The organism is Streptomyces sp. NPDC057099 (genome assembly GCF_042671245.1).
Classification (GTDB): Bacteria; Actinomycetota; Actinomycetes; order Streptomycetales; family Streptomycetaceae; genus Streptomyces; species Streptomyces purpurascens.
On sequence record NZ_JBHUTX010000008.1, the window covers coordinates 210,721 to 236,871 of the forward strand.

Sequence of the window (26,151 nt, forward strand, 5' to 3'; positions counted from 1 at the left end):
CCGATCCGCCGCCGCACTCCTTGGCGCTCCCCCGCGCACCACCGCCCGGCCGGAAAACGCTTGGACGGCGCGGTCGCCGTCGCGGGACACTGCCGGACTCGACCGAAATCCACACATTCGTTGCGGCGATGCCCCCTGCCCGCGTGAGCGCGTGGCGGGCTGCCACAGGACGACACAGGGGTGGAATGGAAACGCCTGAATCTCGCAGGGTCCAGCCGGGCAAGCGCTCGGTCTTACTCGCACTTCGTTACTACGGACGGGAGTTGGCGCGGCTGCGGCGGCTGACCGTACCCGCGATGCTGCTCATGGCGCTGGGCAACATCGGAATCAACTACGTGGCGCCGCTGATCGTCGCCAAGCTCGTCGGCGACATCGCCGGTGACAAGGGCGTCACGGTCGACTCGGCACTGCCGTACGTGCTCGGCTTCGCCGGTGTGCTGCTGCTCGCCGAGGCACTGTGGCGTGTCGCCCTGCACTGCCTCAACCGCCTCGACGCCCTCGGCATCGAGCATCTCTACGTGCTCGGAATGGACGAGCTGTTCGCCAAGGACGCCGCGTTCTTCCACGACAACTTCGCCGGTTCGCTGACCAAGCGGGTGCTGAGCTTCGCCTCGCGTTTCGAGCAGTTCGTGGACACGGTGACGTTCCAGATCGTGGGGAGCTTCGTGCCGCTGGCGTTCGGCGCGGTGGTGCTGTGGCGCTACGAACCGCTGCTCGTCGCCGGTCTGCTGGTGATGATCGCGCTGACGGCGGTGCTCGTCGTGCCGCTCATCCGGCGCCGCCAGCGGATCGTCGACCAGCGTGAGGAGGCGATCGCCCGGGTGTCGGGCCATGTCGCCGACAGCCTGATGAACATGGACACCGTACGGGCGTTCGCCGCCGAGGGGAGTGAGGCGGCCGAGCACCGCGCCCGGGTCGCGGTGTCGCGCCGGCTCACCGTGCGGTCGTGGGACTACGGCAACCTGCGCATCGACACCCTGGTGGCGCCGATGTCCGTGCTCACCAACGCGATGGGCCTGCTGCTCGCGATCACCCTCGCCGGGGGCTCGCACGGCGTGGAGGCGATCGTGGTCGCCTTCGCCTACTACGGCAACGCGACCCGGATCATGTTCGAGTTCAACCAGATATACCGCCGGCTGGAGAGTTCGATGACGGAGGCCGCGCAGTTCACCGAGCTGCTGCTGACGCCGCCGACCGTGCTCGACCCGGCGTCGCCGGAGCCGCTGCGGTCCCGGGCGGCCGATGTCCGCTTCGAGAAGGTGACTTTCGCACACCGTGGCGGTCGACCGTTGTTCGACGGGCTGGACCTGGCCGTGCCGAGCGGGGCGAAGCTCGGCCTGGTCGGCCGGTCCGGCGGCGGCAAGACCTCGCTCACGCGGCTGCTGTTGCGGATGACCGACATCGACGCGGGCCGGATCCTGATCGGCGGTCAGGACATCAGCCGGCTTCGCCAGGCCGATCTGCGCAGCCGGATCGCCTATGTGCCGCAGGACCCGGCTATGTTCCACCGCACCCTGCGGGACAACATCGCGTTCGCCCGGCCGGACGCCACCGACGCCGAGATCCGCCAGGCGGCCGAGGCGGCCCACGTCACCGAGTTCGCCGACGCGCTGCCGGACGGCTTCGACACGATGGTGGGCGAGCGCGGCATCAAGCTGTCCGGCGGTCAGCGCCAGCGTGTCGCCCTCGCCCGGGCGATCCTGCGTGACGCGCCGATCCTGCTGCTCGACGAGGCGACCAGCGCCCTGGACTCCGAGAGCGAGTTGCTCGTCCAGGAGGCGCTGTGGCGGCTCATGGAGGGACGGACGGCGCTCGTGGTGGCACACCGGCTGAGCACGGTCGCCACCATGGACCAGCTCGTCGTCCTCGACCGCGGCCGCATCGTCGAACAGGGCACCCACCAGGAGCTGCTCGCGATCGACGGCGCCTACGCGAAGCTGTGGCAGCACCAGTCGGGCGGCTTCCTGGACGACAACCCGGGGAAGGCGGAGGTGGGGTGACGGCGGGCGCGGCTCTGGTGGGGCCCTGTTCGAGGCGGGTGTGGCGGTCCGCGCTCACGCCTTTCTGCGTCCCGCCGGGGACCGGGCCGTCAGGGCCTCCAGGAGGAGGTCCACCGCCTGTTCGAAGGAGCTGTCCGCCATTCCGGGCAGTTGGGGACGGACCGCGGTGAGGGACGGGTAGGTCTGCGGGTCCAGGTCCTGGTAGACGTCCCGCCAGGCCCGGTGGTCGGCCTCGCGCTGCTGTCGCGGGAGGGCGTGGAACGCGGCCTCGGTGGCCGCGTGGCTGAGTACCGTGTCGATGAAGGCCAGATAGAGCCGGGCGGCGTCAGCCGGTGCGAAGCCCGCGTTCAGCAGGAGGCCGATCCCGGTGTCCACGGCGTGGATCTCGTTCCGGCGCCGGGTCACCCGGTGTGCGGCCATGGCGGCCGCCCGGGGATGGGCGAGGTATCCCGCGCGCACCCTCAGGGCGATCTCGCGCAGCGCGGCGACCCAGTCGTCGCCGGGGACGAAGCCGGCCATCGCGTCGCCGATGATCCGGTCGGCGATGGCCAGCACCAGGTCGTCGGTGCCGTGGAAGTAGCGGTACAGAGCGGTCGGGTCGCAACCCAGTGCCGCGCCGAGCCGGCGCACGCTCAGCGCCTCGGGGCCGTGCTCCCCGATCAGACGCAGGGCCGTCTCGACGATCAGCTCTTCCGAGAGCACGACACCGGAACGGGTGGGCCGGCGGCGCCGGCGCTCCTGCGGGACACGGGTGGTCATGACCCGGACTCCTCTCGTCGCACGCATGTGCAACGCAGTGAACGGCGCCGGCCCGCCTTACGTCAACAGGGTTGACCCAATATGGACGCCGGTTGTTCCATCGCATTCCCGCGCGGCTCTTCCCGACCCTTCCCCCGAGGAGCCCTCCATGTCGTCCGCCCCTCCGAGTCCGACCACCACGCTGCGCCGATCCCTCGGTGTCGTCGACGGCGTCGCCATCGCCGCGTCCAGCACCGCGGCCACCACCAGCATCGCCATCGGCATGGGCACGATCGCGACGGTCGTGGGTCTCCAGGCCCCGGCGCTGCTGCTCCTGGCGTTCCTGCCGGTGCTCGGCATCGCCACCGCCTACGCCCGACTCAACCGCTCCGAGCCCAACTGCGGCAACGGCTATGTCTGGGTCGGCAGATCCCTCGGCCCCTGGCCCGGCTTCCTGACCGGCTGGGTGACGCTGGTCGGCTCGGTCATCTTCTGCGCCTACACCAGCGCGATCATGGGCTCGGTCGTCCTGCTCTTCGCCAACAAGGCCGGACTGACCAGCCTCGCCGGTATCGCCCTCGATCCGACGTCCACCGGCGTCAGCACCGCGGTCGGGCTGGTGATCCTCCTCGCCCTCACGGCCCTGGCCGTCACCGGGATGCGGGCCGCCACCCGGTTCCAGTTCGTGCTGCTGGTCTTCGAGTACACGGTGCTGCTGGGCTTCTGCGGCTGGGCCCTGGTCACCGGCGACCACGCCTTCTCCCTCTCCTGGTTCAACCCCTTCGAGATCTCCAGCGGGACCAGCTTCGCCCAGGGCATGGTCCTCGCGGTGTTCTTCTTCTGGGGCTGGGACGCGGCCTTCAGCGTCACCGAGGAGACGAAGCACCCGGAGGACTCGGCCCGCGGGGGTCTCATCGCCCTCTTCGCCATGCTCGGTCTGTTCCTCTTCGCCTCGGTCGCCTTCCAGCGGGAGATGAGCCTGGCCGAACTCGTCCGCAACGGCCCGCAGGCCCTCCCCTACCTCGGGGCGAAACTGGCCGCCGAACCCTGGGCCACCCTGCCCCTGGTCGCGCTGATGTTCTCCGCCGTGGCCTCCGTGCAGGCCACCCTGATCCCCACGGCACGCGGACTGCTCGCCATGGGCCGCGACCGCACGATGGGGCCGCTGTGGACCCGGATCCACCCGCGGTACGGCACCCCCGCCGTCGGTACGGCCGTCGTGATGTCCGTCGCCGCCGTGATCGCCCTGGCCGCCTTCGCGATCCCCAAGCTGAGCGACATGCTGCTGGCCGCCGTCAACGCCATCGGCCTGATCGTCGCCCTCTACTACGGCCTCACCGCGCTCGCCTGCGCCGTGCGCTTCCGCTCGGCGCGTCACGACGGCCCGCGCGAGGCGCTGCTCGCCGTCGGTGTGCCCGCCGTGGCCGGGCTGGTGCTGCTGGGCCTCGGCGGCTACCTCGGATACTCGTACCTGACCATGAGCGATCACTTCGAACTGAGCCCGGACAACGGCTGGTTCATGTTCTCGCTGCCCGCCGTGATCGTGCTCGCCGGGCTGGGCATGGCGGCCGTGGCCAAGTACGTCCGGCGCTCGCCGTACTTCACGACGGGGCACGGCACCGACGCCGACGCCCTCACCCTCCCGATGGACCGCACGGCGGTCTGAACCCTCCCCCCATGGAGTTCACCCTCATGTCGCACCCCCACGCCACGGGACCGGCCGACCTCGTCTTCACGGGCGGCCCCGTGCACACCGTCGATCCCGCCCGCAGCCGCGCCACCACCGTGGCCGTGCGCGGCGGGCGGATCGCCGCCGTCGGCCACGACGAGGTGCGCGAGCTGATCGGGCCGCGCACCGAGGTCGTCGACCTGGCGGGGAAGCTGCTGCTGCCCGGCTTCCAGGACGCCCACGTCCATCCGCTGGGCGCGGGCATCGAACTCGGCCAGTGCCATCTCGGCGACACCGTCGACCCGGCCGAGTACCTGCGCAGGATCAGGGCGTACGCGGACGAACACCCGGACGCCGAGTGGATCACCGGTGGCGGCTGGTCCCTTGAGGCGTTCCCCGGCGGCTCCCCCACCGCCGCCGCCCTCGACGCGATCGTCCCGGACCGCCCCGTCTTCCTGCCCAACCGCGACCACCACGGCGCCTGGGTCAACAGCCGGGCCCTGGAGCGCGCGGGCATCGACGCCCGTACGCCCGACCCCGCCGACGGCCGTATCGAGCGCGACGCCGGGGGAAACCCCACCGGGATGCTCCAGGAGGGCGCGGTCCACCTGGTGGGCCGGCTGCTGCCGGACCCCACGCCCGAGGAGAAGCTCGCCGCCCTGCTGCGCGCCCAGGCCGTGCTGCACTCCCACGGCGTCACCGCCTGGCAGGACGCCATCATCGGCACGTACGCCAACATGACCGACCCGGCGCCCGCCTACCAGGCGGCCCTGGACCGGGGCCTGCTCACCGCCCGGGTGGTCGGCGCCCTGTGGTGGGACCGCGAGCGCGGCGCCGATCAGATCGCCGAACTGGCGGCTGCCCGGGACGAGTTGTGCCGGGACCGGTTCCGCGCCGGCACGGTGAAGGTCATGCAGGACGGCATCGCCGAGAACCACACCGCCGCGATGCTCGACCCCTACCTGACCGGCTGCGGCTGCGCCTCGGACAACAGCGGGATCAGCTTCGTGGAGGCGGGCGAGCTGCGGAAGTACGTCACCGAGCTGGACGCGCTCGGATTCCAGGTCCACTTCCACGCGCTCGGCGACCGCGCGGTGCGTGAGGCGCTCGACGCGGTGGAGGCCGCCCGCGCTGCCAACGGCCAACGCGACACACGGCACCACCTCGCGCACCTCCAGGTCGTCCACCCGCACGACCTGCCCCGCTTCCGCACCCTGGGCGCGAGCGCCAACCTGCAGATGCTGTGGGCCGCGCACGAACCGCAGATGGACGAACTGACGCTGCCCTTCCTGGGCGCGGAGCGCGGCGCGTGGCAGTACCCCTTCGGTGATCTGCTGCGCGCCGGCGCGACCCTCGCCGCGGGCAGCGACTGGCCGGTCAGCAGCCCGGATCCGCTCCAGGCCATCCATGTCGCCGTCAACCGGATCTCGCCCGACGCGCCCGCGGGCACCCCGGCCTTCCTGCCGGAGCAGCGCCTCGACCTGGGCACGGCCATCGCCGCCTACACGGCGGGCAGCGCCCATGTGAACCACCTCGACGACACCACCGGCAGCATCACCGCCGGGAAGTCGGCCGACCTCGTCGTCCTCGACCGCGATCCGTTCGCGGGCCCGACCGAGGAGATCGCCGCGACCCGGGTCCTGGAGACCTTCGTCGAGGGCCGGCGCGTCCACACCTCCGAGTAAAAGGCCTGGGCGTGGACCCGCGGGCGTGTTCCAATGCGCCTGCGGGTTCCGCGTGAACGGGGGGTACGAGACATGGTGGAGTCGCCGGGACGCGAGGCGCTGCGGTCCGTTCTCTGGCTGTTGATCGCTGTCGCGGCTCTCGGGTTCGGAGTGGCGTCGGCCCTCGAGATCCGGGGAGCGCTGGAGCGGGAGCGGGAGTTCCGTGCCGCGCCGGCCTGCGCTGCTGTCCCGGTGCGGGCGTCGGGGTGCGTGTGGGAGCAGGAGTTCACGGTCCGGGAGGCCGACACGAACCGTGGTGAGCGGAACGCGTCCCCGGAGGCGGAGCTGGTCCTGCCGTCCGGCAAGCCGTGGAAGGTGACGTTCCTGCGGGCCGATCCCGTGGTCTCCGAACTGGAGCCGGACGACAAGGTCGTCGGCCTGATCTGGCACGGGCGGGTCGTCGAGGTACGGGACTCCGACGGGCGGCGGCAGCAGACGTCCGCCGGGCCGGTGGGGTGGCCCGAGGACCGGCTGGGCGGCGCGCTGGCCTGTGTGTCGTTCGGCCTGACGGCCCTCGTGGGAGGACTGTGGCCGCTCCTCGCACGGGGCGACCGGCGTCACGCCAAGGCGGGGACCGTGGTGCGGTGGCACGGCGTCGGCTTGGGCGCCACCGCGATCCTGACCCTCTGGGCCCAGTCGGCCAATGACTGGCCGATGTGGGCGATTCCGGCGATCTGGGGGCCGCTCGCGGTGCTCGTCCTGGCCTCCATGACGGCCTTCGCTCTCGCCGCCGTACGCGGCGACCTGGACGACGACGCGCCGCGGGAACCTCAACCGCAGACCACGTGAGGCCCCGCCGCGTAGGCCCGGCCACGTGAGCCCCGGCCGCACGCACCCTCAGGTCTGCCGCGCGTGCACCGGACTGTTGGCGACATCCTCCGGGCAGGTCCCGTGCCCCTGCCTGTTCCGCCGGTCGCGCCGCCAGTCGAACGTCGCGAGGGCCAGGGCGGCCGCCATGCCGGCGAGTGCGGCGCCCAGCGCGATGACGAGGGCGCCCCGGTAGTCGTCGCTCCCGCCGAGCACCAGGTAGAAGAGCCCCGGCAGGGCGGCGGTGCCCACGGCGGCGCCGAGCCGCTGCCCGGTCTGCAGCGCGCCGCCCGCCGCACCCGCCATGCGCACGGGCACATCGCGCAGGGTCATGGTGATGTTCGGGGAGATCACACAGCCGCTGCCGGCGCCGCCGAGGAACAGCGCCGGGGCGGCCACCCAGGGCGCGATGCCGAGGGGTGCGAAGCGCAGCAGCACCGCGGTGCCGCCCAGGCCGACGATCACCGCCGCGAGTCCGCCGACGGTGAGCATGCGCCCGAGCCGGTCCACCAGCCGCCCGGCGATCGCGGCCGCGCAGGCCGAGCCGAGGGCGAAGGGGGTCACGGCGAGGCCGGACCGGAGCGGGGAGAAGCCCAGACCGTCCTGGTAGAAGAGCGCGAAGACCAGCCAGACGCCGCTGAAGCCGACGAAGTAGAGGGTGCCTACGCCGGCACCGACGGCGTAGCCGCGCACGGTGGTGAACAGTCGCGGATCCAGCAGCGGCTGGGTACCGCGGGCCACCAGGCGGCGCTGCCGTCGGGCGAAGGCGACCAGGAGCGCGGCGCCGGCGGGGAACAGCCACCACAGCCGTCCGATGCCGCCGGAGCCCGCCTGGACCAGCGGAAACATGAGGGCGAGTACGCCGAGGCCGAGGAGCAGGACCCCGGGCAGGTCCACCTGGCCCCGGCCGGACCGCTGGGTGCGGGGCAGCAGGCGGCGGCCGAGCAGGACGGCCAGGATGCCGATGGGGACGTTGACGTAGAAGATCCACCGCCAGCCCTGGGCGCCGTCGGCCAGGGCGAGGATCATGCCGCCGGCGAGGGGGCCGACGGCGGAGGAGATGCCGACGGTGGCGCCGAAGAACCCGAAGGCGCGACCGCGTTCGGCCCCGCGGAACATCTGCTGGATGAGCGCGGAGTTCTGGGGCGCCATGAAACCGGCGGCCAGGCCTTGGGCGAGCCGCGCCGCCACCAGCAGCGTGATGCTGGGGGCCGCCCCGCAGGCCGCGCTGAAGACCACGAAGCCGCCGAGGGCCAGCAGGAAGATGCGGCGGCGGTCCAGCGCGTCTCCGAGGCGGCCCGCGGTGACGAGGGCGAGCGCGAAGGCGAGGGCGTATCCGGAGACCACCCACTGCACCTGGGCGGGAGAGGCGTGCAGGCCGCGCTGGACGGAGGGCAGCGCGACCACCACGATCGAGACGTCCAGCAGGCTCATGAATCCGGCCACCAGCGTGACCCACAGGGCCCGCCACCGGCGCGGATCCGGCTCGTACCCGGCAGCCTCCTGTGCCGACGCTGTCACCTGGGCTCCTCTCACCGGGGCCCCACTGTCACCCGGGGAATCACGTTCCCCCACCAGGGGACGGGCACACGCCACAGCCCGCAAGCGGAAGCGGCCGGACACCAGGAAGATCATTTGTGACGCGGAGGAACGTTTGAGCGCGCGAGAACTGTGCAGGCGTGGTGCTTGGGAAAACCACCGGCGAAAGGAACGACGTAATGGCGGCGACCGACAATGACGAGTCGGTGGATCCCGCGGCTGTGAGACGACACCGGATGCTGTTCCGGGCGATCGAGAAGCGCCGCCACCCGAAGCTGCGCCGCAGCGACATCACCGTGACCGACGACGCGGCGGTCAAGCGCGCCACGAAGGCCGCCGCTCTCGGCAACGCGATGGAGTGGTACGACTTCGGCATCTACAGCTATCTGGCCGTGACCATCGGCAAGGTCTTCTTCCCGTCCGGGAACGACACGGCCCAGCTGCTCAGCTCCTTCGCGACGTTCGCGGTGGCGTTCCTGGTGCGCCCGCTCGGCGGCATGGTCTTCGGGCCGCTGGGCGACAAGGTCGGCCGCAAGCGCATCCTCTCCCTCACCATGATCATGATGGCGGTGGGGACCTTCGCGATCGGCCTCGTCCCCTCGCACGACGTCATCGGCATGTGGGCCCCGGCCCTGCTGATCTTCTTCCGGCTGGTGCAGGGCTTCTCGACCGGCGGGGAGTACGGGGGCGCCTCCACGTTCATCGCGGAGTACGCGCCCGACAAGAGGCGCGGCTTCTTCGGCAGCTTCCTGGAGCTGGGCACGCTCGGCGGCTATGTCGGGGCCTCCGGCCTCGTCGTCGTCCTCAACACCGTGCTCAGCGCGGACGAGATGCTGGCGTGGGGCTGGCGCATCCCCTTCCTGGTCGCGGCGCCGCTCGGATTCATCGGTCTCTATCTGCGGCTCAAGCTGGACGAGACGCCCGCCTTCCAGAAGCTGGAGGGCGGCCAGGTCAAGGCGAGCGAGGCCGCCGATTCCGTGGAGACCTCGGCCACCGGGGACCTCGGCAAGATCTTCACCCGGTACTGGCGGCCGCTGCTGCTGTGCCTGGCGCTCGTGGCGGCGTACAACATCAACGACTACATGCTGTTGTCGTACATGCCGACGTACCTGTCCGACGAGCTGGGCTACGGCACCAATCACGGGCTGCTGATCCTGCTCCTCGTGATGGTCCTGCAGATGTGCGTCATCAACTACGTCGGGCGGCTCTCCGACCGCTTCGGGCGCAAGCCGCTGCTGATGACGGGGATGCTGGGCTTCCTGTTCCTCTCCGTGCCGTCGTTCCTGCTCATCCGGCAGGGCAGTGTCGTCCTCATCGCCCTGGGACTGCTGCTGATGGGGCTGTCCCTGGTGATGATGCTCGGCACGATGTCGGCGGCGCTCCCGGCGATCTTCCCGACCCACGTCCGCTACGGCTCCCTCTCGGTGGCCTACAACCTGGCCACCTCGCTCTTCGGCGGTACGACGCCGCTGGTGATCACCGCTCTGATCAGCGCCTTCGACTCGACCCTCGTGCCGGCGTACTACGCCACGGGTGCCGCCGTCATCGGCGTCATCGCAGTCCTTTGCATGCGGGAGACGGCGAACAAGCCCCTGGCGGGCTCGCCGCCGTCCGTGGAGACGGAGGCGGAGGCCACGGAACTCGTCCAGGCGCAGTCGCCCCAGCCGAAGTTCTGAGGACCGACGTGAAAGGCCCCGCCCGCACCCTGCGGACGGGGCCTTTCGCGGTTGGGTCCCGGCAGGCCGGGAACGCGGTGCGCTGTACGCCCCCGAAGCGAGGCAGGTACCGCGATGACCGAGTACGAACGTTCACGCACGATGCCCGCACAGCCCGAGCATGTCTTCGACGAGGCCGCGAACGTCGGCCGGCTGGACACCTGGCTGCCGGAAGCCCTGCATGTGCGGGCCGAGGAACTGCCCGCCGTCACCGTGCACGAGGACCGCACGGACGAGGACACCTCCGCCCTGCTGCGCGCCCGGCGCGATCAGATGCGGCTCGAGTGGGGCACCCGCGAGCAGGGCGGCTACGCGGGATGGCTCCAGGTCGCCGGCCTGGGCGGCGGAGCCAGTGAGGTGACGGTGCACCTGTCGTTCTTCGACACCGGCCACGATCCCGGCGAACGGGCCGTCGGCGACGCGCTGGACACCAGCCTCGAGCGGCTGGAGGAACAGGTGCGGCTGCGCGTCGACCACGCGGCCGGCTGACGGCGGCACGCGCGACGGCTCACGGCAGGCAGTACGCGGACCCGCAGCTACGCGAGCACCCCGGGCAGGTCCGCGACGCTGTCCAGCACATGCCGCGCCCCCGCCGCCCGCAGCGCGTCCGCGTCGTGCGCGCCGGTCAGGACACCGGCGACCACGCCCGCTCCCGACCGGACCCCGGTGAGCATGTCGTACGAGGTGTCGCCCACGACGGCGATCTGCCGGACGTCGTCCGCCGCCGCCGTACGGAGGAACGCGGTCAGGACCATGTCGGGGAACGGTCGCCCCCGGCCCCCTGCGTCGGCGGGGCACAGCGTCAGCGGCACCAGGTCCTGCCAGCCCAGCGCGGCCAGGATCGCGTCCTGTGTGGCGCGGGCGAAGCCGGTGGTCAGTACGACCGTACGGCCCTGGGCGGTGAGCGCCTCGATGGCCTCGCGCGCACCGGGCAGGGCCGCGACCCGCCCGGCGTCGACGAGTTCCGCGTAGGCCTGCTCGAAGGCCCGGTTGGCCTCCTGGGCCTTCGTCTCCTCACCGAACAGATGCCGGAAGACGGAGATCTTGGACTCGCCCATGGTGGCGCGGACGTAGTCCAGCATCGCGTCGGGATCCGCGTCGAGGCGCCGGGCCGCCGCCGCGAACGCCTGCTCGACGAGGCCGCCGTCGGCGACGGTCGTACCGGCCATGTCGAGGACGACGAGTCGGATGTCCTCGGGTGTGTCTACCATCCCAGCTCCTCGGCGGTGGTCTCGGCTATCGCGGGCGAGCAGGTCATGCCGCGCCCGCCGGGCCCGGTGACGAGCCACACCCCGTCGCGCACCTGCTGCCGGTGCACGACCCGGGCGGTGTCGGTGCACTGGGCGTACACCCCGGCCCAGCGGCGCCTGATCCTCGGCAGCGGGCGGCCGAGGAGGGACTCGACGACACCGGTGAGGTGGTCGTAGGGGTCTTCGAGGGTGTCGAAGGCGAAGGGGTGCTCGTACTCGTGGGTGTCGCCGATGGTCAGCCCGCCGTCGGCGCGCTGGACCATGAGCAGCTGCATGCGGTGGGCCGCGGCGGTCTCGGCCTGCGGCTTTCCGGCGTCGAGCGCGTCGAGTGCGGCGGAGGCATAGGCCGGGTAGTAGCGGAAGCTGTCCGCGTCGGCGACCGAGGTGGTCAGCGGCTCGCCCAGCGGGTCGGTCTGCATCATCTGGAGGCGTACGCGGCGCACGGGCAGGTCGGGTCCGGCCAGCTCGCGGACCAGGCCGCCGAGCCAGGCGCCGGTGCAGAGGACGACCGCGTCGCCCCGGTGGATGTCGCCGTGGTCGTCGCGGACGGCGCCCGGGCCGACGACGTCGCGTACCTCGCGGCCGGGCAGGAAGCGGTAGCGCGGGGACTCGAGCAGCTCCGCGCGCAGGGCGAGCTGGGCGGTGCGGGGCTCGACGGCCGCGTCGCGCTCGCAGTACAGGGCGGCGGTGAACTCGCCGCGCAGGGCGGGGTTCAGGGCGCGGGCCTCGCCGGGGGTCAGCAGCTTGTAACCGCGGGCGGCGGCGTCCGGTCGGGCCACGGCGGCCTCGGCGACGGCGAGTTCCAGGTCGCCGCGGACGGGGGTGAGGGAGCCGTTCGGGCGGAAGCCGAGGGCCGGGACCCGGCCGCCGATCTCCTCCCACAGCTCCCGGGCCCGCAGGGCGGTGTCCAGTTCCTCGCCGCCCGCGCGGCCACTCACCCAGATCTGGCCGAAGTTGCGCAGGGACGCGCCGCGCGCCTCCGCCTCGCGCTCGATCTGTACGACCTCATGGCCGCGGTTCACCGCCTGCCAGGCGTGCATGGTGCCCACCACGCCGCCTCCGACGACTGTCACTCTCACGTCCTACACGCTCCTTGTGCTCGGGAACCGGATGGTCCGGCTCCCTACGACAGCGTGAACGAGGCAGCCCTTTTGGGCTAGACCCGTTATCATTTCGTGATATTCAGAGAGGGTGGGGCCCGGATGGCTTTCAGTCGTGCAGTCGGGTCGTGAAGGAGAACCGGTCGCCCCGGTAGAGCGCCCGCACCCGCTCCAGCGGCCGCCCCTCCGTGTCCCGGGAGAGGCGGTGGATCAGCAGCATCGGCAGCGCGGGCGGCGTCCCGATGAGCAACGCCTCGCGCGGCGTGGCCAGTACGGTCTCGATGCGCTCGTCGGCGTCACCGAAACCGATGTCCTGGCTCTGGAGCCACGCGTAGAACGAGGAGTCGGGGTCGAAATCGCTGTCGAGCCGGGGCACCCGGGCCACCGCGACGTACGTGCTCTCCAGGCCCACCCGCTCGTCGTCGGCGAGCAGCACACGCTCCAGGTGCCAGACGGGCTCGCCCCGCCGCAGCCCGGTCTCGGCGGCCAGCGCGTCCGGGCAGGGGAAGCGGTCGAGGGTGACGAGACTCCGCCCCGGGGTCCGCCCCTGCCGCCGCACCCCTTCCGTGTAACTCGCGAGGGACAGCGGCTGCTCCAGCTTGGGCCCCGCCACGACGGTCCCTCGCCCCTGCCGCCGCAGCTTGCCCTCCAGCACCAGCTCGCGGATCGCCTGCCGGACGGTCTCGCGGGCCACCTCGTACCGCTCGGAGAGCTCACGCTCGGTGGGCAGCGGTCCGCCCTCCCCCAGTTCCTCGACGAGCCGGTCGAGCCGCGCCTTGACCGCGTAGTACTTGGGGATGCGGCCGTGTTCGGGGATGCCGGAGCGGACAGGGGCGCCGGGGGCCTGGTCGTTCGGGTAGTCCACGCGGAGATCGTCGCATGTGCGGCCCGTTCCCCTGAGCCGGCCGCCGCGACGGCTACCTCGGTGCCCGGGTGTCGCCGGACGCCGATGCCCGGCCGTCGCACGACTGGGCCGTGCCGCACGCGGCGGCTCGTGCCCGGATGGGGACGCCGTTGGAGCGCAGCACCTCGCGGACGTCCAGGATCAGGGAGAACACCTCGTGATTGCGGTCCTCGCCCTGCTCGTCCCAGGCCCGCTGCTCGGCTTCGACGGCCATGCGGTCCTCGGCGAAGACGCGCTCGGTGAAGCGTCTGATGAACGGCCAGGCCAGCCGGAGCGCGCCGGGAACCCGGGGCTTCTCGATCATCAGCAGACCGTAGGTGTGGCAGACGCGCTGCTCGGCGTCCTCGGGAACATAGGCGGCCCAGAGGCGGAAGGCCGGACGCTCGGCGTTCTCCGGGACCAGGTCGAGTGTCTGGTACGGGTACGCGGTGCGGATGGTCATGACGTCGCTGGAGTCGCTGCCCCTGATGCCCTCGGCGGCCAGCAGGCCGGCGCCGCGGTTCCGCTTTCCCCCGGCGTGGGTGAACAGATAGCGGGCCTCCACCGACCGGGCGTCGGTCCGGTGTTCCAGCAGTTCGGGATGGAGCCTGCCGACGACGCCCCGGTGGAGGAACTGGTGGTTCATGTCGAGCAGGTTCTCGTGCATGAACGAGTAGTGGCAGCGCACCGTCCGGGAGTAGGTCATGGTCCGGTACCGCGGTGAGCCGAAGGCCGGCAGGTCGGGCAGGGCGGTGCCGGCCGCCTTGTCCGGGTCGCCCGGGAACACGAAGACCAAGCCGTAGGCCTCGCGGACGGGATAGCCGCGCACGCCGCGCGGCGGCCGGCCGTCGTCGCGGGACAGGTACGGGATCTGCGAGATGCGGCCGTCGCCGCGGTAGGCCCAGGCGTGATAGCAGCAGCGGAGGGTGTCGCCCTCCACGACGCCCATGCTGAGCGGCACCTGCCGGTGCGCGCACCGGTCCTCCAGCGCGTGCACGGTGCCGCTCTCCCCGCGGTACAGCGCGATGCGCTCACCCGCGAAGGCTGTCGCGACCACCCGCTTGTTCCGGACGCTCCGGGACAGCGCGACCGGGTACCAGAAGTCGGGGTGCGCGCCGACGCGCCGGAGATCGGCCGTGCCGGTACCCGGGTCGGGGTGCGGCGAGGGCCTGCTTCCGTCCTCGGCAGGGAAGATCCTGGCCCTGTCGGTCTCGGTCATACCTCTCCCTCGCACGCGCACGGCTGTCCCGGGCTCCTCCATCCTGAAGGGCGCCTTCCGGCCACGCCTGGCCCAGCGTGCGGACGGGTGAGTTGTGCGTTCAGTGGGCGAAGGGCGGCGAGAAGCAGCCGCTCTCCGGGTACGGGCCGTTGGCCACCGCCGAGAAGTTCGTCTTCTGGACGAACGCCATGACGCAGGCGTCGTCGTGAACGCGCAGGGCGACTTGCGCCCCCTCGGGCGTCACGTATCCGTCGTCCTTCCAGCGTGAGGACATCCCGGTGACGGTGAGCGTCCCGCCGAGCCGTTTGCCGTCCCGTGTGACGCGCTCCTCCTCGTAGCCGAGCCGGAGCAGGGCCTCGCGCACCGTCGCGGGGTCCCACGTCCGCCGCTTCCACAGCCGTTCGAGTACCGGCCTGATGCGGTCGGCCTCCCGCTCGGCGTCCTTCGCGTGGGCCGGGGACATCTCTCCGGGACGGCGGTGGCCGTTGTTCTCGTTGTAGTGCGGGGCTCCGTCCCCGGCCCCGGGCTCCACGTACGGCGAGGCTCCGACGGCACTGGGCGAGGCTCCGGTGGTACTGGGCGAGGGCCCGGCAGTACTGGGCGAGGGCCCGGCTGACCTGCTGGGAGCGGCCCCGGCCGTCGCGCCCGAGGCGTGCAGATCACCGCAGGCGGTGAGGGTGAGGATCGCGACGAGGCCAAGCCCCACGGCGGTAACAGGGGCCCGGCGGGCGGAGGTTGAGGCGGACATGAGGTGACCCTCTCATCGCGACCGGCCGAGAGGATCGGTGGTTTCGCGGGCCCTGCTGAGTACGCGTACTCATGACGGCGGGGCGTCGAGATGCTCGGCGAGTTCCCCCAGCACCCGGGCCGCCGGCGCCGGGTCGACGAGCCACTTCAGGTGGCTGCCCCCAAGGGTGCTGACGTCGTACGGGTTGTCCGGCGTCAGCCGGTCGCCCTCGCGGATCAGCCGGTCCTGCAGGGCGAGAGGCATGCTCGCGTCGTCGGCCAGGCGGACGAAGGTCTTCGGGACACGGCCCCAGGTCTCGGCGCGCGCCCGGTCGGTCGGGGCGCCGGCGTCCGGATTCTCGTCGGGCTGGAAGGTGTTCAGGAAGGTCAGGAACTCCTCGTCGGTGCCGTCGGCGAGGAAGGCCGCCTTGAACGCCGCGAGGGCGTCCGGGTCGGCGGTACGGAAGTTGACGCGGAGCAGGCCGAGTTCGGCGGGGTCACCGGCCATCGCCGCACCCAGCGCGGCGACGTCGACCGTGGCCATCTCCGGCTCGGCGTAGTAGGCGCCGACGTCGAGGTCGACCGGGCACCAGGCCGCGACGTAGACGATCCGGTCGATCAGGTCCGGCCGCGCGTTGGCCGCCGCCGTGGCCGTGATGCCGCCGCGGCTGTGGGCGACGAGGATCACGGGGCCGTGGCGCTTGGCCCGTTCCAGGATGCCGATCAGGTGCGCGGCGTTGTCGGCGAGCGTCACACCCTTGATCGAGCCGGGCGTGCCGGCGAACTCTTCGAGATCCTGCGGCGCCTGATAGGCGCGGGTGTAGGTCGCCCCGAATCCGTGACCGGGCAGGTCGACGGCGACCGAACGGTGCCCGAGGAGGCCGAGTTCGGCCTGGAGCGGTGCGAAGGAGAAGGAGTTCGCGAAGGCTCCGTGCACCAGCACGAACGTCGGCTGCCCCGGCCCGCTCATGTCAGAGCGTCCTCGACCGTGGAGTGGCAGGCGACGACGGCGTCCAGGCCGACGAGCTGGACCACCCGCATCACCGAACCCCGGATCCCGGCCAGGCGCAGCCATCCCTGTGCGGCGTCGGCGCGTTGATGGGTGTGGATGAAGACGTTGATGCCACTGGAGTCGATGAAGGTCACGCCGCTGAGATCCGCCACGATCCGAGGCGCCCCGACATCACCGTCCTCGGGCAACAGGGCCTGCTGCAGTGCGTCCTTGACTCCATGGTCGATCTCGCCGCGCAGGGTCACGACGCGGATGCCGTCGACGGTGGAGTGTTCGATGGACAGCCGGTCCGGCCGGCTCGTCCCCTGGTTGTCGGTCACCGTCTCCTCAACTGCGCCTGGGCTGCCCCGTGCAACGTCTGTGCCGACGATTGTGCCGCACTCTCCCGGCCGAACGCATCCGATCGGCTGTGCCGAACAACACGCCCGTGGCATGCATGACAAAGTGAGGGGTACACGCACGCGCGTGAACGGGGAGTAGAAGGACGATGCTGTTGGAGCCGCAACCCGACGGGGACCGTACCGAGCCCGGCGACCGCCCGACGCAGGTCGGCTACGCCCTGGGCGGGGACGACGGCTGCATCGCCGAGGCCCGTCACCACGCGGCCGACTTCCTCACCCGGCTCCGGGAGGAGCACGGGCTGGACGTCTCCCCGCGTGCCATGGACCTGACCCAGCTGGTCGTCAGTGAGCTGGTCACCAACTCCCGTAAGTACGCGCCCGGTCCCGTCCTCATGGAACTGCGCGTCGCGGGCGCCTCGGTGGAGGTCGCCGTGTGGGACAGCGACCCCGCCGTGCCCGCGGCCCGGGCCGCCGACCCGGACCGCGTCGGCCAGCACGGCCTGGAGATCGTCAAGGCCGTCGCCCAGGACCTCGACATCGAGCGGCAGCCGGTCGGCAAGCGCATCACCGCCCGTATCTCCCTGACCGACACGAGGCCCTGACCGGCATGGCCCTCGCCGCTACTCCTCGATCACCAGCCCCTTCGCGGCGAGCAGCGGCTCCAGGTTGCAGATGTCGATGACGGTCCGGCCCGAGCGGTACGCGGCGATGAAGTCCGCCTCGGTGTCGATCCGCTCCTGTGAGGCGGCGGCCACCTCGGCCGCGTCCTCGCGGCGGACGACGACCACGCCGTCGGCGTCGGCCCGCATCACATCACCGGGGCGGACGAGCACGCCGCCGACGGTGACGGGCTCGCACATCGGCCCGACGGTCTCCTTGACCGTGCCCTTGATGGAGATGCTGCGGGAGAAGACGGGGAATCCCAGGGCGCGCAGGTCCTCGGTGTCCCTCACCCCCGTGTCGGTGATCAGGCCGCCGAGCCCCTTGGACTGGCAGGCGTTGGCGAGGACGTCCCCGAAGGAGCCGGCCTCCTCGTAGGCTCCGGCGGAGACGACGATGACGTCCCCCGGGCGGGCGTAGGCGATGGCGGTCTGCAGCATCAGGTTGTCGCGGGGCGCGCACTGGACCGTGAAGGCGGGGCCGCAGAGGGACATCCTGTGGTCGACCGGCTTGATGGTCGAGTCGAGGGCGCCCAGCCTGCCCTGGGCTTCGTGGATGGTGGCCGAGGAGTAGGCGGCGAGGCGTTCGACGAGTTCCGGGGCGGGGCGGTCGAACTTGGTGCTGACGCGGATCATGACGGCCTCTCGGACAGAGTGGTGCAGGCGGTGGCGATGCGGGCGCAGGCCTCGGTGAGCACGTCCGTCGACGTGGCGAAGGAGATGCGGAAGTAGCCGGGCGCGCCGTACGCGGCTCCGTGGATGACCGCCACCTGTCCGCTGTCGAGGAGGTGGCGGGCGAAGTCCTCGTCGTTCTCGATCCGGCTTCCCGACGGGGTGAACTTCCCGATCGTGCCTCGGCAGTTGACCAGGAGGTAGAAGCCGCCGTCGGGGACGGTGCAGCTGAGACCGGGAATGTCGTTGACGAGCTTCACGGTGGCGTCGCGGCGTGCGCGGTAGACGCTCACGGTCTCCCGGACGAAGTCCCGCGGTCCGGTGAGCGCGGCAGCGGCGGCGGCCTGGCTCACGGAGGAGGGGCAGGAGGAGGTCTGGGACTGCAGCGTGTTGATCGCGGTCACCAGGTCGGCCGGGCCCACGCCGTAGCCGATGCGCCAGCCGGTCATCGCGTACGTCTTGGAGACACCGTTGGTGAGGAACACCCGCTCGGCCAGGCGGGGTTCGACGGCCGCCAGGGACGGGGCGTCCTCCTCGCGGTACCAGATCTCGTCGTAGATCTCGTCCGTGAGGACGCGCACCCGCGGATGCTCCAGCAACACCTGGGCGAGGGCCCGCAGTTCGGCGGGGGTGTAGGCGGAGCCGGTCGGGTTGCCGGGGGTGTTGAGGACGACCCAGCGGGTGCGCGCGGTGATCGCCGCCCCGAGCCGCTCCGGAGTCAGCTTGAAGCCGTCCGCCTCGGGGCAGTCCACGATGACCGGGGTGCCGTCGTTGGCGCGGACCATGTCCGGATAGGACACCCAGTACGGGGCGGGGACGATGACCTCGTCCCCTTCGTCCAGGGTGGCCATCAGGGCGAGGAAGATGACCTGCTTGGCTCCGCCGCCGACCGCGATCCGCGCGTCGTCGCACTCCAGCCCGTGGCGCTCGCGGAGTTTCCCGGCGATGGCCGAGCGCAGTCGCGGGGTGCCGTTCACGGGGGTGTACTTGGTCTCGCCCGCCTCGATGGCCTCGATCGCGGCGGCCTTGACGTGGTCGGGGGTGTCGAAGTCGGGCTCGCCCACGGTCAGGTCGAGGATGGTGTGGCCCTGGCTCTTCAGTTCGCGCACGCGCTGGGCGGCGGCCGTGCTGGGCGAGGGCTTGATACGGCGTACCCGCTCTGCCGTGTCCATGGGATCAGCCCTCCCTGCGCTCGAAGTTGAGGCCGCCGGGGACCTGGAAGGTGGGCAGGATCTCGATGTGGCCGATGTTGACGTGCCGGGGCGAGTCGACGGCGAACTCGATGGAGTCGGCGATGTCCTCGGGCTTGAGGGACTCGTAGCCGTCGTAGAACCGCCGCTGGGCCTCCTCCATGTCGCCGAGCAGCCGGCCGAAGATCTCCGTCTCCACCCGGCCCGGGCAGATCTCGGTGACGCGGACCCGGCGGCCGTAACCGTCGACCCGCAGCTGGCGGGAGAGGGTGTGCACGGCGGCCTTGGTGGCGTGGTAGATCGTGTTGCCGCCGAAGTTGTAGACGCCGGCGATGGAGCTGATGTTGACGATGTGGCCGAGGTCGCGCTCGACCATGCCGGGCATGAGCAGGCGCACCAGGTGCAGAACGGCCTGGATGTTGACGGCGACCTGCTCGTCGACGGCGAACTCGTCGGCGGTGAGGATGTTGCCGGTGCGCGAGACGCCGGCGTTGTTGACGAGGATGTCGATGTCGAGGCCGGCCAGCTCGGCGGTGAGTGCCTCGGTGTCGGTGATGTCGACGGCGTGCGGGACGCAACCGGTGTCGCGGGCGAGGGCGTCGAGCCGTTCGGCGTTGCGCGCCACGGCGTGCACCTCGAGGCCGTGCTTGGCGAGTCGCTCGACGACCACGGCTCCGATGCCGGTCGACGCTCCGGTGACGAGGGCCGTCCTGTAGTCGGAGATGGGCATGCTGCTGTGCTCCTAGAAGTGGGGGAAAGGGTGATCAGGCGTCGCGCAGGGGCAGGTGGGCGCGGTCCTTCACCCGGGACACGGCGATGAGGGTGCCGAGGGCGGTGACGACGGCGTAGAAGGCCGGCATGTTGACGTTGCCCGTCTGGGCGATGAGGTAGGTCATCAGCAGCGGGGCCGTGCCGCCGAAGAGCGCGGAGGAGACGTTGTAGCCCAGGCCGTAGGCGGAGTAGCGCACGCGGGTGGGGAACAGTTCGACGAGCAGGATGTGGATGACGCCGGTGTGCCCGGCGAACACGACGGCCATGACGCAGGCGCCGACGACGGCGAGGGCGAGGTTGCCGGTGCCGATCAGCAGGTAACAGGGGATGCCGACGACGGCCATGGCGATCGCGGAGCCGGCGATGACCTTCTTGCGTCCGATCCGGTCGGAGAGGCGGCCCATGTAGGGGATGGCGATACAGATCGCGACCAGGCTGGAGGCGGTGACGAGCAGCCCCTGGACCTTGCCGAAGTCGAGCTCGCTGCTCATGAAGGTGGGCATGTAGCTGAACAGGACGTAGTACCCGGAGCCGTTCATCAGGGGGATGAACAGGGCCAGCAGCATGGCGCGGCGGTGCTCGGCGGAGGTGAAGGCTTCCTTCAGGGGGTTCTTGGACAGGCCGCCCTGTTCCTTCAGGCGGTTGAAGTTGGGGGTGTCGCTGATGCGCTTGCGGATGTAGATGCCGGTGATGCCGAGCGGCACGGCGAGCAGGAACGGTATGCGCCAGCCCCAGGACTCCATGCGCTCGTCGCCGAGTCCGCTGGTCATGGCGGCGGCGACGAGTGTGCCGGTGAGCAGGGAGAGGAAGGAGGCGATCTGCGCGTAGCTGGTGTAGAGGCCGCGCTTGCCCTCCGGGGCGTGCTCGGCGAGGAAGCTCATCGCGCCCGACGCCTCGCCGCCGACGGAGAAGCCCTGGGCGACGCGCAGCAGGATCAGCAGGGCCGGCGCCGCGATGCCGATGCTCGCGTAGGTGGGCAGGATGCCGATGGCCGCGGTGGCGACGCTGATGAGCATGATGACGAAGACCAGCATCCGCTGGCGTCCCATGCGGTCGCCGAGGTGGCCGCAGATGATGCCGCCGAGGGGGCGGAAGAAGAAGGAGACGGCGTACCCGAGGAAGACGAGCATGATCGCGTCGTCGGAGCCGGGGAAGAAGACGGCGGCGAGCGTGCCGGCCATGAAGCCGAAGATGCCGTTGTCGTAGAGCTCGGCGAAGATGCCGACGCATCCCGCGAGGGTGACCTTCCGGGCTGTTCTGGGGTCGACGGTGTTGGGGACTGGCTGAGCGGCCATGGTGGTCATGGCGTCTCCTGTCTTGCGGCGGGCTGGGGACGAGGCGAGGGGCGTGGGGCTCCGTGCGGGCGGGGACCGTTGGGGACGTGGCCGGTCGGTCAGACCGTGTCGGGGGCGCGGATGCGCAGGGCGTCGAAGGCGGTGCGGACGCGGGTGCGCAGGGCGTCGACGGCGCTCCGCTGGGCGCGGTGTGCCTTGACCGCCTGGTCGAGGGTGCGGTGGCGGAAGCGGATGCTCTGCCCGGGGCGTACCTGCCCGAGGGCGGACAGGCCGGTGGCGGTGACGACGGCCAGGACGGGGTAGCCGGCCGTGACGCCGCGGCCGCGGTGCAGCACGAGGAGTTCGTCCCCCGCCGGCACTTCGACGGCGCCGATGGGGACACCGCGGGAGAGGATCTCGCCCTGGGTGACGCGGCGGGGCACGTCGCCCCGCAGTCGCAGGCCGATGTGGTTGCTGCGCGGGCTGACGGTGAAGGGAGCCTCGAACAGCCGGCTTCCGGTGTCTCCGAACTCGGCCCGGTCGGGGCCGTCGGTGACGTCGATCGTCCAGGTCGTGGGGAACGGGGGGACGGGGGCGTGCAGACGGAACAGCGGGATCCGCGAGTAGGGGTGGTCGAGGGGCGGGCAGGCCGCGCGCAGGACGAGTTCGTCGCCGCTGCTCAGGGCGGGGCCGAATCCCAGGATGGTGTCGGGGGCGCAGCTGCCCTGAAGGTAGTCGGCTTCGAACGAGCCGAGCACGGCCAGGTAGACGCGCAGTCCCCGGCGGATGCCGGTGACGCGAAGGGTCTCGCCCGCGCACACGGAGACCGGTTCCCACTGGGGGCGGGCGACGCCCTCGACGGTCACGTCGGCGGGGGCGCCGGTCACGGCGACGAGGATGTCGGCGGAGGGCACGCACGCGAAGTCGAACGCCGTGATCTCCAGCAGCGGGGCGCGGTCGTCGTTGCCGCACAGGACGTTGGCGACGCGCGCCGAGTGCTGGTCGGCGGCTCCGCCGGCGGGCAGACCGTAGCGGGAGCGGCCGACCCGGCCGAGGTCCTGCACGGTGGCGATGCCCGGGGTGCGGATCGTGAGGGTGTCAGCCATGGCAGGCCGCCAGGGAGGTGCCTGCGTGGTCGTCCCACTCGTCGGGGGTGATGGGGACGAAGCGGAAGGTGTCCCCGGGCCGGTAGGCGGTGATCGGGTCGCTGTGCAGGTCGAGGACGCGCACGGGGGTGCGTCCGAGCAGCGGCCAGCCGCCGGGCGAGGGCATCGGGCAGATGACGGCCTGCCGTCCGGCGACGGCGACCGCGCCGGGGTCGACGTGGGTGCGGGGCGACGCCAGCCGCGGCACGGGTTTCGGGAAGGGCGGGCCGTCCGTCATCGGCGCCCCGGCGGGCGCGCCGAGGCAGCGCACGGTGAGGTCGCTGCCGGTGTGGAGGGCGACGACCTCGCTCTCGGTCAGGCCGAGCCCGCGGGCGACCTCGGGCAGGTCGGGCCCGTGCTCGCCGCCGTAGACGACGGGCACGACGAAGCGTCGGGGCGGCGTGGCCGGCGCGGGGTCCGGCCCGAGGCGGGCGGCCTCGTGCGCCACGATCCGCCGGACGGTGTCGTGGTCGGTGCCGGTGGAGTCGAACTCCACGAGCAGGGCGTCATAGGTGGGCACCACGTCGTGGACTCCGGGGAGCCGGACGGCGTCCAGGGCGTCGGCCAGGGCGTGGACGAGCCGCCAGGCGTCCTCGGCGTCCAGGCCCACGGCCCTGGCAGTCAGGGCGGAGTCACCGCAGTCCGTGATCGTGATGTTGCCGTTCATGTCAGGCGCCCGTCCCGCTCAGCACCTTGTCGAGCGAGGCGATCTCGACACCGGCGGCGAGGAGTTCCTCGCGGATGCGGCCGGCCAGGGCGATCGCTCCGGGGCTGTCTCCGTGCAGCAGGACGGTGTCGCAGGCGACCGGGATGTCCTTGCCGTCGGCGCTGCGGATGACTCCCTCGGTGACCATGCGCAGGGTCCGCCGGGCCACCTCGTCCGGGTCGTGGACGACCGCTCCGGGCTCCGAGCGGGGGACGAGGGTCCCGTCGTCGCGGTAGGCGCGGTCGGCGATGCCGACGATGCCCACGCGCAGTCCGCGGGCCCGGGCGGCGTCGGCGAGTTCGCCGTCCTGCGCGAGGACGATCAGCGACTCGTCGAGGGAGGCGACGGCGTCCACGACGGCACGGGCGTAGTCGGCGCGTACGGCGACCAGGTTGCCCAGGCGTCCGTGCGGGGCGACGTGCTGCACCCGGGTGCCGTGCGCGACGGCGAAGGCCTGGAGGGCGCCGATCTGGTACAGCATGTCGGTGCGGACCTCCTCGGGCGTGAGGTCCATGGCGCGGCGGCCGAAGCCGACCAGGTCGGGAAAGCTCGGGTGGGCGCCCACGGCGACCCGGTTCTGCACGCAGGTCCGGACGGTGGCGTCCATGATGCGCGGATCACCGGCGTGGAATCCGCAGGCGACATTGGCGGACGTCAGCATTTCCAGAAGGGCTTCGTCGTCGCCCATTGTGTAGGCGCCGAATCCCTCGCCGAGATCGGCGACGAGATCAACCGTGGGGGTCATGACGTCCTCCGGGAGAATATGGGGAAGGACAATGCGAGGAAGGGAATGCCATCACGTGGTGGCGATTTCCCGAGAATCATCCGGGCTGGATGTTCCGCTCAACTTAATCCCATGCTCGCTTGACCGCCAATATGCGTTCGATCTGGCGTTATCGCGAACGGTTATGACCTGCCTCACACCCCTGCCCCCTCTCGGGGGTGTGCTTCGGGGTGGCCCCTCCCTACGATGAGGCTCCGCTCCCCGTGGAAGGCCCCGCATGGACACCAGGCGTCTGTACTCGTTCATCAAGATCATTGACGCGGGGAGCATCACGCGCGCGGCCGACATCCTGCACATCGCGCAGCCCGCGCTCAGCCAGCAGCTGTCCGCGCTGGAGGCGCAGTTCGGGCAGCAGCTGCTGATCCGCAGCAAACGCGGGGTGGCCCCGACCGAGGCGGGCCGGGCGCTGTACCGGCACGCCCAGCTGATCCTGAGGCAGGTGGACCTCGCGCACGCCGCCGTGGAGGTCTCCGGCCGGGCTCCCGCCGGCAGCGTGTCCGTGGGCCTCGCGCCGTACAGCCTGGGCGCGGCGCTCGCGCTGCCGCTGCTGAAGAGCGTGCGCGAGCGCTATCCGGACATCCTGCTGCACATCAACGAGAACTTCGGCGGTGTGATCAGCGAGGCCATCATGACCGGGCGGATGGACATGGCGTTCATCTACGGGGCCGGCCCGCTGCGGGGTGTGCAGTTCGAGCCGTTGCGCACGGAGGACCTGTTCCTGATCGGCGCGCCCGGCGGTACGGCCCCGCACGGAGAGGGCGAGGTGGATCTGGACGAGCTCAAGGACGTGCCGCTGCTGCTGCCCAGCCGCATCCACACGATCCGGCAGGTGGTGGACGCCGCCTTCCAGCAGGCCTCGCTCCTGCCGAACGTGGCGGGTGAGGTCGAGTCGGCGCTGACGCTCGTCAACGCCGTGGACGCGGGCCTCGGCGCCACCGTGCTGCCCTGGTCGGCGGCGCGGGCCATCCTCGACGTCCGCTCCCTGTCGGTGCGCCGCATCGTGCATCCCGTGATCCAGGTGAAGCTGTCCCTGGTGACCTCGGACAACCAGCCCCTGTCGGAACCCGCCCTGGCGGTGCACGACCTGTTCCTGGAACTCATCACGGACTTTGACGAGACACCGCACGAAGAATAAGGAACCGCAATAGCGTCACACGAAACCTCTATTTGTTTCCGATGGCGGTCGCGGCTATTTTTCTGCGAAAGTCGCTGCCCTGGAGACATGAATGAAGAAGCGTGTGCTCACCACCCGTGAAAACCTGCCCGGCAACGGCCTGGACCGTTTGGCCGGGGCAGCGGATTTGGTGGCCTGGCCGGGCGACGGCAAGCCCGGCCCCGCGGATCTGGGCGCGCTCGCACCCGGAGTCGCCGGCATTCTGGCCCTGGGCAACGACCCGGTGGACGGCGCGCTGATGGACGCCGCCGGCCCTTCTCTGCGGGTCGTCGCGCTGGCGAGCATGGGCTTCGACAACGTCGACCGGGCCGCCGCCGCCGAGCGCGGCATCGTCGTCACCCACACCCCGCGGGTGCTCGCGGAGACCACCGCCGACCTCACCTTCGCCCTGATCCTCGCCGCCCGCCGGCGGATCGGCGCCGCCGGAGCGAGCCTGGAGTCGGGCTCCTGGAGTCTGTTCCGGATGCACGACTACCTCGGTCTGGACATCCACGGAGCCACCCTCGGCCTGGTCGGCTACGGCCAGATCGGCCGCGCGGTGGCCCGCCGGGCCCACGGGTTCGGCATGCGCGTGCTCCATCACGACCCCTACGCGCCCGACGACGACCTCTCCACCTCGGTCGATCTGGCCACGCTGCTCGCCGAGTCCGACGTCGTGTCGCTGCACGTGCCGCTCACCGAGGAGACACGGCACCTCGTCTCCGCCCGCGAACTGACCGCGATGAAGCCCACGGCCACGCTGGTCAGCACCTCCCGCGGCGGTGTCGTCGACGAGGAGGCCCTGCTGCACGCCGTCCGTGAGGGGCGACTGCACTCCGCCGGACTCGACGTCTTCGAACGCGAGCCGATGGGACCGGAGTTGTCGCCGCTGGTCGCCGAGCCCAACGTGGTCACGCTGCCCCACATCGGCTCGGCCACCGAGGCCACCCGGGCCGCCATGGTCGACCTGGCGGTGGACAACATCCTGGACGTCCTGGCCGAACGTCCCGCCCGGACGCCTCTGCCCGGCAGCCCGGCGGTGCCGTCCTCGACGGAGGCGGCATCACGCTGAGC

Annotated in this window: 25 protein-coding genes; 9 read left to right on the forward strand and 16 right to left on the reverse strand. The window is 71.5% G+C overall.

The features are described from left to right. The first annotated feature begins 185 nt into the window (after positions 1 to 185). Positions 186 to 2,000 (forward strand): ABC transporter ATP-binding protein, encoded by a 1,815-nt coding sequence (locus tag ACFT4A_RS14440; protein ID WP_382829553.1) that lies wholly within the window; start codon positions 186 to 188, stop codon positions 1,998 to 2,000. Between the two features lie 54 nt (positions 2,001 to 2,054). Here the strand turns inward: ACFT4A_RS14440 and ACFT4A_RS14445 are convergent, their stop codons facing one another. Continuing rightward, a complete protein-coding gene (locus tag ACFT4A_RS14445) occupies positions 2,055 to 2,759 on the reverse strand; it encodes a TetR/AcrR family transcriptional regulator (RefSeq protein ID WP_382829557.1) in 705 nt (234 codons plus the stop codon). Between the two features lie 148 nt (positions 2,760 to 2,907). On the opposite strand from ACFT4A_RS14445, the gene ACFT4A_RS14450 reads away from it, so the two are divergent. The 3 genes from ACFT4A_RS14450 (at position 2,908) to ACFT4A_RS14460 (ending at position 6,920) form a co-directional block, all read left to right on the forward strand. Next, positions 2,908 to 4,404, forward strand: coding sequence for an APC family permease (locus ACFT4A_RS14450; protein WP_382829560.1), 1,497 nt, complete (start codon positions 2,908 to 2,910; stop codon positions 4,402 to 4,404). An 11-nt stretch (positions 4,405 to 4,415) separates the two neighbouring features. Beyond that, entirely contained in the window at positions 4,416 to 6,092 is a 1,677-nt protein-coding gene (locus ACFT4A_RS14455; protein ID WP_382829563.1) for an amidohydrolase, read from the forward strand. A 72-nt stretch (positions 6,093 to 6,164) separates the two neighbouring features. Further along, entirely contained in the window at positions 6,165 to 6,920 is a 756-nt protein-coding gene (locus tag ACFT4A_RS14460) for a hypothetical protein (protein ID WP_382829566.1), read from the forward strand. Positions 6,921 to 6,968: 48 nt separating this feature from the next. Here the strand turns inward: ACFT4A_RS14460 and ACFT4A_RS14465 are convergent, their stop codons facing one another. Next, entirely contained in the window at positions 6,969 to 8,459 is a 1,491-nt protein-coding gene (locus ACFT4A_RS14465; protein WP_382829569.1) for an MFS transporter, read from the reverse strand. Positions 8,460 to 8,656: 197 nt separating this feature from the next. Here ACFT4A_RS14465 and ACFT4A_RS14470 point away from each other — a divergent pair, with 197 nt between their 5' ends. Both ACFT4A_RS14470 and ACFT4A_RS14475 read left to right on the forward strand, forming a co-directional pair. After that, positions 8,657 to 10,153, forward strand: a complete 1,497-nt coding sequence (locus tag ACFT4A_RS14470) for an MFS transporter (protein ID WP_382829571.1) — start codon at positions 8,657 to 8,659, stop codon at positions 10,151 to 10,153. 114 nt (positions 10,154 to 10,267) lie between these two features. Beyond that, on the forward strand, positions 10,268 to 10,681 hold the full coding sequence (locus tag ACFT4A_RS14475; protein WP_382829574.1) for an SRPBCC family protein: 414 nt from the start codon (positions 10,268 to 10,270) through the stop codon (positions 10,679 to 10,681). A gap of 47 nt (positions 10,682 to 10,728) precedes the next feature. On the opposite strand, the gene ACFT4A_RS14480 is transcribed toward ACFT4A_RS14475, so the two are convergent. The 7 genes from ACFT4A_RS14480 to ACFT4A_RS14510 all read right to left on the reverse strand — a co-directional run bounded on the left by ACFT4A_RS14480 (position 10,729) and on the right by ACFT4A_RS14510 (position 16,702). Beyond that, positions 10,729 to 11,403, reverse strand: a complete 675-nt coding sequence (locus ACFT4A_RS14480) for a phosphonatase-like hydrolase (RefSeq protein ID WP_382829576.1) — start codon at positions 11,401 to 11,403, stop codon at positions 10,729 to 10,731. Beyond that, complete coding sequence (locus ACFT4A_RS14485; protein WP_382829578.1) at positions 11,397 to 12,521, reverse strand: TIGR03364 family FAD-dependent oxidoreductase; 1,125 nt, start codon at positions 12,519 to 12,521, stop codon at positions 11,397 to 11,399. The genes ACFT4A_RS14480 and ACFT4A_RS14485 overlap by 7 nt, the downstream gene beginning before the upstream one ends. A 130-nt stretch (positions 12,522 to 12,651) precedes the next feature. Then, positions 12,652 to 13,407 carry a GntR family transcriptional regulator gene (locus ACFT4A_RS14490; protein WP_382829581.1) on the reverse strand — a complete coding sequence of 252 codons (756 nt, stop codon included), beginning with the start codon at positions 13,405 to 13,407 and terminating at the stop codon, positions 12,652 to 12,654. A 52-nt stretch (positions 13,408 to 13,459) separates the two neighbouring features. Beyond that, positions 13,460 to 14,644, reverse strand: coding sequence for a Rieske 2Fe-2S domain-containing protein (locus ACFT4A_RS14495; protein WP_382829584.1), 1,185 nt, complete (start codon positions 14,642 to 14,644; stop codon positions 13,460 to 13,462). A gap of 100 nt (positions 14,645 to 14,744) precedes the next feature. After that, positions 14,745 to 15,392 (reverse strand): hypothetical protein, encoded by a 648-nt coding sequence (locus ACFT4A_RS14500; protein ID WP_382829586.1) that lies wholly within the window; start codon positions 15,390 to 15,392, stop codon positions 14,745 to 14,747. A gap of 69 nt (positions 15,393 to 15,461) precedes the next feature. Beyond that, on the reverse strand, positions 15,462 to 16,340 hold the full coding sequence (locus tag ACFT4A_RS14505) for an alpha/beta fold hydrolase (protein WP_382829589.1): 879 nt from the start codon (positions 16,338 to 16,340) through the stop codon (positions 15,462 to 15,464). After that, positions 16,337 to 16,702, reverse strand: a complete 366-nt coding sequence (locus ACFT4A_RS14510; protein WP_382829590.1) for an STAS domain-containing protein — start codon at positions 16,700 to 16,702, stop codon at positions 16,337 to 16,339. Before ACFT4A_RS14510 ends, ACFT4A_RS14505 begins: the two co-directional genes overlap by 4 nt. 173 nt (positions 16,703 to 16,875) lie before the next feature. Between ACFT4A_RS14510 and ACFT4A_RS14515 the strand changes: the two genes are divergently transcribed. After that, positions 16,876 to 17,325, forward strand: a complete 450-nt coding sequence (locus ACFT4A_RS14515) for an ATP-binding protein (RefSeq protein WP_382829593.1) — start codon at positions 16,876 to 16,878, stop codon at positions 17,323 to 17,325. A gap of 18 nt (positions 17,326 to 17,343) precedes the next feature. On the opposite strand, the gene ACFT4A_RS14520 is transcribed toward ACFT4A_RS14515, so the two are convergent. From ACFT4A_RS14520 to ACFT4A_RS14550, 7 genes are all read right to left on the reverse strand, one after another. Further along, on the reverse strand, positions 17,344 to 18,018 hold the full coding sequence (locus ACFT4A_RS14520) for a 4-carboxy-4-hydroxy-2-oxoadipate aldolase/oxaloacetate decarboxylase (RefSeq protein ID WP_382829596.1): 675 nt from the start codon (positions 18,016 to 18,018) through the stop codon (positions 17,344 to 17,346). Next, the gene (locus tag ACFT4A_RS14525) at positions 18,015 to 19,226 is read right to left on the reverse strand and encodes an aspartate transaminase (protein ID WP_382829597.1); all 1,212 of its coding nucleotides are present in this window, start codon (positions 19,224 to 19,226) and stop codon (positions 18,015 to 18,017) included. Before ACFT4A_RS14525 ends, ACFT4A_RS14520 begins: the two co-directional genes overlap by 4 nt. 4 nt (positions 19,227 to 19,230) lie before the next feature. Then, positions 19,231 to 19,974, reverse strand: coding sequence for an SDR family oxidoreductase (locus ACFT4A_RS14530; protein ID WP_382829600.1), 744 nt, complete (start codon positions 19,972 to 19,974; stop codon positions 19,231 to 19,233). Between the two features lie 34 nt (positions 19,975 to 20,008). Further along, complete coding sequence (locus ACFT4A_RS14535; protein ID WP_382829603.1) at positions 20,009 to 21,319, reverse strand: MFS transporter; 1,311 nt, start codon at positions 21,317 to 21,319, stop codon at positions 20,009 to 20,011. A gap of 89 nt (positions 21,320 to 21,408) precedes the next feature. Continuing rightward, a complete protein-coding gene (locus ACFT4A_RS14540) occupies positions 21,409 to 22,395 on the reverse strand; it encodes a biotin-dependent carboxyltransferase family protein (protein ID WP_382829606.1) in 987 nt (328 codons plus the stop codon). Continuing rightward, on the reverse strand, positions 22,388 to 23,101 hold the full coding sequence (locus ACFT4A_RS14545) for an allophanate hydrolase subunit 1 (protein ID WP_382829609.1): 714 nt from the start codon (positions 23,099 to 23,101) through the stop codon (positions 22,388 to 22,390). The genes ACFT4A_RS14540 and ACFT4A_RS14545 overlap by 8 nt, the downstream gene beginning before the upstream one ends. 1 nt (position 23,102) lies before the next feature. Then, positions 23,103 to 23,885, reverse strand: coding sequence for a LamB/YcsF family protein (locus ACFT4A_RS14550; RefSeq protein ID WP_382829611.1), 783 nt, complete (start codon positions 23,883 to 23,885; stop codon positions 23,103 to 23,105). A gap of 256 nt (positions 23,886 to 24,141) precedes the next feature. Between ACFT4A_RS14550 and nac the strand changes: the two genes are divergently transcribed. Continuing rightward, positions 24,142 to 25,059 carry a nitrogen assimilation transcriptional regulator NAC gene (nac, locus tag ACFT4A_RS14555; protein WP_382829614.1) on the forward strand — a complete coding sequence of 306 codons (918 nt, stop codon included), beginning with the start codon at positions 24,142 to 24,144 and terminating at the stop codon, positions 25,057 to 25,059. A gap of 91 nt (positions 25,060 to 25,150) precedes the next feature. Beyond that, the gene (locus ACFT4A_RS14560) at positions 25,151 to 26,149 is read left to right on the forward strand and encodes a 2-hydroxyacid dehydrogenase (RefSeq protein WP_382829616.1); all 999 of its coding nucleotides are present in this window, start codon (positions 25,151 to 25,153) and stop codon (positions 26,147 to 26,149) included. The last annotated feature ends 2 nt before the right edge of the window (positions 26,150 to 26,151 follow it).